Source organism: Dendronalium phyllosphericum CENA369, assembly GCF_016056275.1.
Taxonomy (GTDB): Bacteria; Cyanobacteriota; Cyanobacteriia; order Cyanobacteriales; family Nostocaceae; genus Dendronalium; species Dendronalium phyllosphericum.
In genome coordinates this window covers 60,475-70,177 of sequence record NZ_JAECZA010000158.1, presented here as the reverse complement: position 1 = coordinate 70,177, position 9,703 = coordinate 60,475, and the positions used below count along the sequence as shown (strand labels likewise).

Below are 9,703 nucleotides of genomic sequence, written 5' to 3'. Positions count from 1 at the left end.
GCAAGGTAATCTCAAGAAAATTTTAGGTGACTTATATGGATTAAGAACCTGGGTAGAATATGGATTTCGACAGTGTAAACAAGAGCTAGGCTGGACAGATTACCGTTTCACCAATTTTCAACATATTGAGAGGTGGTGGGAGATTATTTTTTGTGTTTACACGATGATTAGTTTAAATTCTTCCGTCTTATTAGGCTTAAATCAATCTCGTCAACTTGAGACTGAGGCACAAGATCTGAGTGATGTTGATTTTTCTAACCATCCGCAATGGAACCATGAATCTGGATGGAAGAATGCTTTAAATAATCTGCGTCTCATTATCCAACCACTTTTACTATTTTGGTTAATTTATCCTTGGTTAAGTATTTTCCCTAATTCACATTTGTTACTGGGATTCAATCATTTAATTGCCGCAATGAATCAATTTAAACCCTATTATGCTTCTGGATGATTTAGCTCCTGAACTACTTGCTTATTCCGGAAAGTGACAGAAGAGGGGTATAGTGTATGAAGTCCAGATACAAGCTTATATGGGGCAGAACAGGCTGCTAGAGGCGGTTAATACAGGGCTACAAGTTTTAAAACTATTAGGGATCGAGTTTCCCCCAGAGCCGAGCGCATCAGATATTGAGCAGGCACTAGGGGAAACTGCGGCAATTTTAAACGGGAAGCGAATCGAGGATTTAACTGACCTACCTCAAATGAGCGATCGCTATAAATTAGCAGCTATGAGACTTTTGTCAAGTATCTTTTCTCCTGCCTATATTGCTGCTCCTGCACTGTTGCCCTTGACGGTATGCAAACAAGTACAATTAATGCTTTCTTATCTCCCTTTGCTTATGCAAATTATGGTTTTCTTCTTTGCGGAGTTGTGGGAGATGTTGATTCAGGTTATCACTTCGGTCAATTAGCTCTAAATCTGGTATCAAAGTTAAATGCTCAAGAAATCAAAACTAAGACAGTTTTCATCGTAAATCTATTTATCCGACCTTGGAAAGAGCATCTGAGAGAAGCCTTAGAGCCTTTCTTGTCAAGTTACTCTAGCGGAATGGAGACAGGAGATTTAGAATATGCAGGCTATAGTCTACAACAGTATTGTTGTTTAGCTTACTTTAGCGGTAAAGAACTGACTGTTCTTGAAACAGAGATCGCAAGAAACAGAGATGCTACTCATAAAATTAAGCAAGAAACAGCGCTTAATTATATAGAAATCTATTGGCAGGCTATCTTAAATTTGCTGGGAAAAAGTAAAAATACTTGCTGCCTAAAGGGCGAAGCCTGCGATGAGCAGATAAAAGTGCCATCATACCAGCAAGCAAAAGATAGAGCCGGAGTTGCATACATATATTGGAACAAATTTTTACTTAGTTACTGGTTTGAAAATTACTCAGAAGCAATTGAAAATAGTGCGATAACAGAGAAGTATTTGGATGGACTAGTAGGATTGCCCATTGTTCCTATTTTCAATTTCTACGATTCTTTAGCACGACTAGCAGTGTATCCTAATAGCCAAGAGTCAGAGCAAAACGCCATTCTCGATCGCGTCCAAACTAATCAAGAAAAAATGCAAAAATGGGCGCATCACGCCCCAATGAATTTTTTGCACAAATTCTATTTAGTTGAGGCTGAAAAGCATCGAGTGTTAGACGAAAAAATAGAAGCAATTGAGATGTACGATCGCGCTATTGCTTTTGCTAAAGAAAATGAGTACATCAACGAAGAAGCATTAGCTCTGGAATTAACTGCCAAATTCTATCTGTCGTGGGGTAAAGAAGCGATCGCCAAAACTTACATGACAGATGCTTACTACGCCTATATGCGCTGGGGCGCTATTGCTAAATTCAAAGATTTAGAATCAAAATACCCCCAATTAATTACGCGAGCGTCAAACACCCAAAAGTTTGAAACAAATTACAAAGAAATTACTAAAACAAGCTCCACAACTACCGGAGGCGCTCACCTTCTCGACATGATGACAGTGATGAAAGCTTCCCAGGTGTTGTCAGAAGAAATGGTGCTGAGTCGCTTGCTCGAAAAAATGATGAAACTTGCCATCGAAAATGCTGGTGCTGTCCAAGGTTACTTTATTACCAAGCACGAGCATCTATGGATATTAGAAGCGGCGGGAACGATCAAAGGGAAAGACGTTAGTGTTGTTGTGAAGTCGCACTCACAAACAAATTCACCTTTACTACCAGTTGCTTTATTTAACTATGTCGAAAGAACCAGAGAAAATCTTGTTTTAGACGATGCTACCAAAGATTGCCGCTTTGCAGCAGATGTTTATGTCACGACTCACCAATCCAAATCGATTTTGTGTCTACCATTGATTCACTCTGGCAAGTTTACTGGTGTTCTTTACTTGGAAAATAATCTTATTCCTGGTGCTTTTACCCCAGAACGAGTAAATGTGCTGAGTCTGTTGACAGCACAAATTTCCATCGCCATTGATAACGCCCGTCTTTACACCAATTTACAAATCTACTTGCAACAACTCGAAGCTAAAAACGAAGCTTTGCAAGCATCCCAAACGCGAGAGCGAGAAAAAGCCGAAGAACTTCAACAATACCTGCACAAACTACAACAAACGCAGTCTCAACTTGTGCAGACTGAAAAAATGTCAAGCTTAGGACAACTGGTAGCTGGTGTTGCCCACGAAATCAATAATCCGGTAAATTTTATCTATGGCAACCTGACCCATGCCAACAACTACACTCAAGATGTGTTGGGACTGCTGGAAATTTACCAGAAACACTATCCATCTCCCCATCTGGAAATTCAAGAAGAAGCGGAGGCTATCGACCTAGAATTCCTGTTGGAAGACCTACCCAAGCTAATATCTTCCATGCGGGTTGGGGCAGACCGGATTCGGCAAATTGTTGCTTCTTTGCGAAACTTCTCACGTATGGACGAAGCCGAGATCAAAGCCGTTAATATTCATGATGGTATTGAAAGTACTCTCATGATTCTGCAACATCGCCTGAAAGCGAAGTCAGATCGGATTGGGATCGAGGTGATTAAACATTTTGGCAACCTCCCGCTAGTGGAATGCTATGCAGGACAGCTCAATCAAGTGTTTATGAATGTGTTGAGTAATGCGATCGATGCTTTAGAGGAGTTATTAGCGAGCAATCCAGGAAAAATGACTAGCCCAAGTATTACCATTTACACTGAACAAATAAACAGCGATCGCATCGAAATCCGCATTGCAGACAATGGTCTGGGTATGCCAGAGTCTGTTCGTCAACGTCTGTTCGATCCCTTCTTCACCACAAAACCAGTGGGCAAAGGGACAGGTATGGGCTTGTCTATTAGCTACCAAATTGTCACCGAAAAACATGGTGGTTCGCTGACTTGCACCTCAAAACCCGGCTTGGGAGCGGAGTTTCAAATCTGCGTTCCTGTTCGCCAAGAAGTCACCTAGCTGTGTCAATTACAGAAAACAGGGTGTGGGGTGCAGGGTGTGGGGTGTGGGGGATGAAAAAAACTTTAGTTCTGGGTAACAGCACCGTCTAGAAAAAGATGTGTTTCGAGGCGCGTAGTGAACCAGCGCTGCAAGAAGGTTTCCTTCTATAGGTGACTGGTGTTAGCGCAGCGTTAGCGACGCAGGAGCGTCACCTAAAGGGCGCGAGAAATACGGTGTCATTGTTTTAATCCCATGCTTTGATGCGTGGGTTCCTACTCAGCCCACACCCTTCTGAATCCTTTATCTTCTGGTAATGAGTTTTACTTTAGCTGATTTTGCAAGGTGTAATATTATGCCAAAATTGAACAACTAGTTAGCCAATTCATAAAATATCAGCTATATTCCCGTAAGGATAAAAAGGTGAGGATTTTTATGGGAATAAGCTGGAAAAGTCGGAATTTATTTACAGGTTTCTCTTTGGCGATCGCTTTAACACAGTTTGTTGGGGCAAATACTACTGTACAAGCTGCTGATACTGTTGTGGTGCGTGTCGGTCTTTTGGAAGAATCTGTATCCCTTACTGAGTTACAAAAAGTTGCGGAAACTGGAAAACTCACTCCGAGTTTAAAGCCTTACACTAATAAATTATCTGAAGAACAGCGCCGCTTCCTTGTGGGGGCACTGAGAATGAAAGTACCGATAAATGTGGTTACTCTCAATCGCTTACTCAATACCCAAGTTGGTACAACAATTCTCAAAGACTTTTCTACAGCCTTAGTCAGAAAAGATACAGCTGGAGTACAAGCAATCAGAGCCGGACTGGTATTAGGCTCTACAGCACAGCAGGGCCTTTCTGTATTAAGTTTTATTGCGGCCTATCCTAGTAAACGCTTAGAAATTAATCTGCCACGGGCGTTGACAGTGGCGAGTACTTTCAATGCGAGTTTTTGGCGGACTCAACAGTTTATGCTAGCGATCGCTCCCCGACTCGACCCCTATAAACCGCAGATTTCTTTACCTTTTGACCCTTCCCAACCAGGAAACGCTCAAGTACAAGTAATGAAGTTGAATTTGAACGATCAAAAGCGCCAGCGCAATATTCCTGTTGATATTTACTGGTCAACTGCTGCGACTGCTGACAAACCTGTAATCGTCTATAGTCACGGCATGGGTTCGGTTCGCAGTGACTTACGTTATCTAGCAGAACATTTAGCATCTCACGGTTATATATTTGTCACTCCAGAACATCCCGGTAGCGATAGCGCATATGTCAATTCAGCATTAGAAGGTAAAACAAGGTTTTTGAAACCCCAAGAATTTCTAGAACGTCCCAGAGATATTAGTTTTGTGCTTGATGAACTAGAAAAGCTCAATCAAACAGCTAATAATCCACTGCAAGGGAAACTAGCAACTAATAATGTGATGGTCATTGGCCATTCGTTTGGCGGTGGTACAGCCTTATCAGTTGCGGGAGGCGAGTTACAACTAGAACAACTCAAACAACGCTGCAAAAATAATTTGACTGTTTTGAGTGCAGGGGAAACTCTCCAGTGTATTGCCCAAGAACTGCCACAAAACACCTATCAACTGCGGGATGCCAGAATAAAAGAGGCGATCGCTTTAAATCCTACAGCTTCTTTAATGTTTGGCGAAACTGGTTTAACTAAGGTGCAAGTACCTACCCTCGTGTTGGCAAGTTCGGCAGATAAAAGTACTCCAGCGTTAACCGAACAGATTATGGCGTTTGCTAAAATTCCATCGCCAAAATGGTTAGTTGGTATAGTTGGGGGCACTCATTTGAGTGTAAAAGACCCCGCTTATACTTTAGATCAGGCAGGACAACCCAATACACCTTTTAGTGGTGGTGAAGTTGTAGGCGAACAAGCAACTGATGTTCGCAAGTTTGTGAAAGCTGTAACTTTGGCAATGGCAGCACAGCTAACAACAGACGCTGAAAAATACGCGATCTTTCTCACCTCAGATTATGCTCAAGTGGCTTCGACTAATAAATTTCCATTTCGTCTAGTCAGGGAGATTCCTCCTGATGTTTTACGAATGGAGAAATAAAAGTCTTGTAAGTGTGGGTAAAAATGCGATCGCATTAGTATGGACATATAGACATGCTGTACCGTTACTCAAATACCCATATTACGCAAATACAAGGGTCAATCAAATTACTTTGTATAGAATCCATTTGAGATCTATACAGGAGGGCAATCGAATTTGGCTGAACTACGAGCTAAGTTACAAATTTTATAGATCGATCGTCAGGATTTTTTTCTTGCTTTTTTTGTCGCTCAACACGACTGTATTGTAGGGTAATGTATCCGTTCCCAGCGGAATTGGCAGCCTAAAACTGGGGCTTTTACGATCGAGTTCGCCTAAATCAATGCTTTTCGTTATATCGCCATCTGTTGCCAGATAAGCGGTAAGTTCGCCTTTATAATCTTCAATTAAAAAGTCTCTAAAGAAAACGACTTCCCCACCCTCAGGATCTATACCAAGGATGACCGTACCGCTGAAAGTTGCGCCTTTTCGTTCTTCATCAACCGTTGCCATTGTGATTTCCGAGGGGTCTTGACCGGACATATCTGCCATAAACTTTTTCCTGGGCGAATTCTCAACAATTGAAAATGATTTTACAAGAGCGCTATGGGCGATCGCAAAACTCTCAGGACGTATTTCTGCATCGGTCTTGCAAATGTATAGCCAAGTTACTTCTGGTTATACGCCTAATTGGAAGATTGAGTAGGAATGAGTAGGGGCTGAAAGCGATCGCGAAGCGTTGCTGCAAAGCAGATCGCATCGTAGAAACCTGATAGAGGGGAGACGTTGAGAAGTTTCCGCATAACTCGATCCGACCTTGCCTCGGCAGTAGAGTACCCTTATCTGTGAACTGACAGGTTTATGGAGTCCAAGGATATATAGAACCCATTTGATATCTATGCCTGAGCTAACCGCTTAAGCATGAGTCTGATAAAACATAGATTGAGCTTGGCAGTCGCATGAGGCAATGTTCGCTTCTTCGTTCTTGACCAAACTCTTACATCGTTCCATCCAAGCATTTGAACGTTCTCTTCCCCCAACGAGTTGTAACCGGGACAAACCCCGTTTTACCAAGGGCATCTTTTTCTGCGGCAATAGTGGTTCAATGATTGCCCACTCTTTGTTGGTTAAGCTGCTGGAGTACGGCATTTATTTCTCATTTTACCCGTTCTTCCAAGATCCCAAATGGGTTCTATAAGTATTACTTATTGTGTATAAAAAAGATATAACAAGCTTATTGCTCGTTTTTCGCGATCGGGGTATTGTATTGCGAGAGTATCATTTTCAATGTTACATACCTTGAACTCTCGTCATACAAGTAAATTTATACACCATGCAAGATAGAGATATAAAATTTGATGTTTTGAAAGCTATGGGATTATTGGGTATCATTCTTGCCCATGTTAATCCGCCTACAGTATTGTATCAGTTGCGGAATTTTGATGTAGGGCTGATGGTTATCGCATCAGGCGCACTGCTATCCTATACAAATCCTAAAAAGCAACCATCATATTTTAACTATTTGAAAAAACGAATACCAAGACTTATCGCCCCTACATGGCTTTTCTTGGCATTTTATTTCGCTATCTTCAGTTTATTAGGAGAAAATTTTACGCAAAAAGTAATTTTAGGAAACTTTGGGTTAACAGTTGGTTATGTTTGGATTATCCGTATTTTTTTGATAATCGCCATATTCGCACCGTTAATTCTGAAAATTAACCGTATACTTACAAAAACTCAGTTTTTAGCAGTTCTTCTAGGAACTTATTTTATCCAAGAAATAACTCTAGGAGCTATCAAGCACATACCTTATTTCACATATTTTATTAACACTTATATTGTTTACATTATTCCCTATTGTTTTTTCCTGGGAATAGGAATTATTTTAACCAAGTTAAGCAAAAAAGAAGTTATTGTTATATCAATAATTAGTTTAATAGTTTTTGTGGCAACTGGAATTTATCTGTATTTAACATTGGGCGAGATAAAAGCAAGTCACAGTTACAAATATCCTCCACAATTATATTACGTTTCATATGCATTAGGTGTATCGTTACTACTGTATTATGTAGTTGATAAATTCTCAGATAGAATCGCTGGTAACAAAGCATTAAGCAAATTTTTTATATTTACTGGTGGGAATACTTTGTGGATTTATCTCTGGCATACGTTTGTTCTAAACTGCCTGAAACTTGCTGGGATTAATCTCAATTTTGTTGTTGCATTCTTTGTTGTAGTTTCTAGTGCGATCGCAATTACCCATATTCAAAGAAAAATCGTAGGACTATCTATCAAGAATTGGGATATTACGCCAAGTCAAACAGAGTTATTAAAAGTTCTATTTCTCAAATAATAAGAGGAAATCGTCAAGCTTTCTTGATGACCTGCGCGATATGGCTACTAGCTGGCAAAAGTGAATAACCAGAGGGAATGGAAAAATTTTTTCATGTTGAGTTATGGATTTTTCCGATGACTCTTTTGGCATTGCCTTGTGACATTGGTTGATACCAATTCTGTATAAAGATGCGCCCTATGAACCCCCCTCTAGTCTCCCCTTGGTAAGGGACGGTGTTAGCCGGGGGGGTAAAATATGTTGCAGTTTCATAAATAAACTCTATGAGAAGAGCATTTTAGCAATTCTCCCTCATAGTGTTGGCAACTTAAAAAATTTATAGTACAATTGTACTATAATGTTAGTAAGTATGTCATACGAAGTTTGCAAAGCAACGCCCAAAATATGTAGTCGTTGAAAATTCATATAGGACTTCTTCCTATTTCATTTTTACGAAACTAGGTACAACTCGAAGAAGCTTAAATCCTGGACATTATATATAAGGAGACGATATGGCAAACAATCAAATCTCCCTGCTAGAACTCATCAAAATTTTTACAGAATATCGCAACTACATAATCGTCAACATCAAGCATTTACAAGAAAATTATCACAGAACAAGTATCAAGCGACTTAAAGGTGTAAGAGATGAAAATGGGGAACTAATTCAGCCTTGGTTGCGGACAGAAAATATAGATAAAGCAGAGTATGTTGGCATGGGTGATTTTAAATTTAATCGCAACAATGCTACCATTAATATGCTTGTTAGACGTAAAATCAAACTTGTAAAGCTTGAAGATAAAACCCCAATTCTTGAGGTTGCAGGGTTGCTGGTAAATGATTTAAATAGTTTTAATAACTATACGATTGTGAGCGACGGTAAAATAAATGTCAAGTCCTTACAAGTCAAAATTAGTAGTAAAAAGCTATTTGAATTGCTCAAAGCAAAAAGTGTCCTGGAAGCAGAACAATTTGACTTTCGCTCCGAACATATTATCGAATTAGACAAATTACCGCTAGTACCAATAAATGCATGTTACAGCAGTATTGATGGTTTATTCCAGCAGCTTGCAGAAATTAAAGTACTTTCTAGTATTCTTTCTGCTTGCTTAAAAGGGCGATCGGATGTGTTTGTGCGATCGCAGATAGATGAGTTACAAAACTACTATCTTTCCAAAAATATTTACACCAACTTCCCCACAACCAATGAATACATCAATCTTCAAGAAGCTATAGCTAATGGTACTATTGACTCACGAGTCAGCTATAAAATCGATATTGGCAGTAAAGAAATTCTCAATCTCGGTAAGTTACCTGTTGCTAACAAATTTCTCGATCGGATGTATCGGGTTTATGACAAAGAAACGGGAAAAATTTTCACAAAGCCGCGTTTTGAGATGGGATTTAATGACAATATTGCCTTTAGGCACAAGCTATTATCATCTCGCTTCAAGATAACGAAAGTCGATGAGTTGATGAAATCAATTTTTGATGACTTTCTTGGACTTGAGGAAAATGGTATTGTTACAAGTATACTTGCGAAAGTAGGTGCTGAGAGCTTAATGCAAGTATTGCAGGATAAACACTCTGGTAAGTATGTTGGTAAAGAGGAAATAGTTGCAGCTTTGACAGCGGCAAATAGCAAGCTAGAACAATATGTAGAAACAATCTACCGAGAGAAAATTTCTCCCTTAGTATTTTACATTGGTGCAACTGGAAATTTGCCAGATGAGATTGCAGTCTCAGCGATCGCAGCACAAGAACTTGCTGCTAAATATCCTAATTTACAGTTTTCTCAAGATGAGCGAGAAGGCAGATTCTTTGAAGTTGGCGATAGCATTATTAGCGTCTACGCTCAAACTGAATATTACAGCAAAATTGCTATTAGTGTAGAAGATTAGATAATACGCGTTAATTTG

7 protein-coding genes and 1 pseudogene are annotated in these 9,703 nt (G+C 39.8%); 6 read left to right on the top strand and 2 right to left on the bottom strand.

Features of this window, described 5'->3' with window-relative positions:
- From I8752_RS21530 to I8752_RS21520, 4 genes and pseudogenes are all read left to right on the top strand, one after another.
- Nucleotides 1-451, top strand: a pseudogene (locus I8752_RS21530) (IS701 family transposase); the annotation flags it as partial.
- Nucleotides 452-503: 52 nt separating this feature from the next.
- Nucleotides 504-911, top strand: a complete 408-nt coding sequence (locus I8752_RS37535) for a hypothetical protein (RefSeq protein WP_225895818.1) — start codon at nucleotides 504-506, stop codon at nucleotides 909-911.
- Nucleotides 872-3,424 (top strand): trifunctional serine/threonine-protein kinase/ATP-binding protein/sensor histidine kinase, encoded by a 2,553-nt coding sequence (locus I8752_RS38445; RefSeq protein ID WP_318780878.1) that lies wholly within the window; start codon nucleotides 872-874, stop codon nucleotides 3,422-3,424. Before I8752_RS37535 ends, I8752_RS38445 begins: the two co-directional genes overlap by 40 nt.
- Nucleotides 3,425-3,838: 414 nt before the next feature.
- On the top strand, nucleotides 3,839-5,473 hold the full coding sequence (locus I8752_RS21520; protein WP_214434321.1) for an alpha/beta hydrolase: 1,635 nt from the start codon (nucleotides 3,839-3,841) through the stop codon (nucleotides 5,471-5,473).
- 186 nt (nucleotides 5,474-5,659) lie between these two features.
- Here the strand turns inward: I8752_RS21520 and I8752_RS21515 are convergent, their stop codons facing one another.
- Complete coding sequence (locus I8752_RS21515) at nucleotides 5,660-6,004, bottom strand: hypothetical protein (RefSeq protein ID WP_214434320.1); 345 nt, start codon at nucleotides 6,002-6,004, stop codon at nucleotides 5,660-5,662.
- A 363-nt stretch (nucleotides 6,005-6,367) separates the two neighbouring features.
- A complete protein-coding gene (locus tag I8752_RS21510; protein ID WP_225895817.1) occupies nucleotides 6,368-6,601 on the bottom strand; it encodes a hypothetical protein in 234 nt (77 codons plus the stop codon).
- Nucleotides 6,602-6,785: 184 nt separating this feature from the next.
- On the opposite strand from I8752_RS21510, the gene I8752_RS21505 reads away from it, so the two are divergent.
- Together I8752_RS21505 and I8752_RS21500 are read left to right on the top strand one after the other, a co-directional pair.
- The gene (locus tag I8752_RS21505) at nucleotides 6,786-7,805 is read left to right on the top strand and encodes an acyltransferase family protein (protein ID WP_214434319.1); all 1,020 of its coding nucleotides are present in this window, start codon (nucleotides 6,786-6,788) and stop codon (nucleotides 7,803-7,805) included.
- Between the two features lie 491 nt (nucleotides 7,806-8,296).
- Nucleotides 8,297-9,685 carry a hypothetical protein gene (locus tag I8752_RS21500; RefSeq protein ID WP_214434318.1) on the top strand — a complete coding sequence of 463 codons (1,389 nt, stop codon included), beginning with the start codon at nucleotides 8,297-8,299 and terminating at the stop codon, nucleotides 9,683-9,685.
- Nucleotides 9,686-9,703 lie beyond the last annotated feature (18 nt).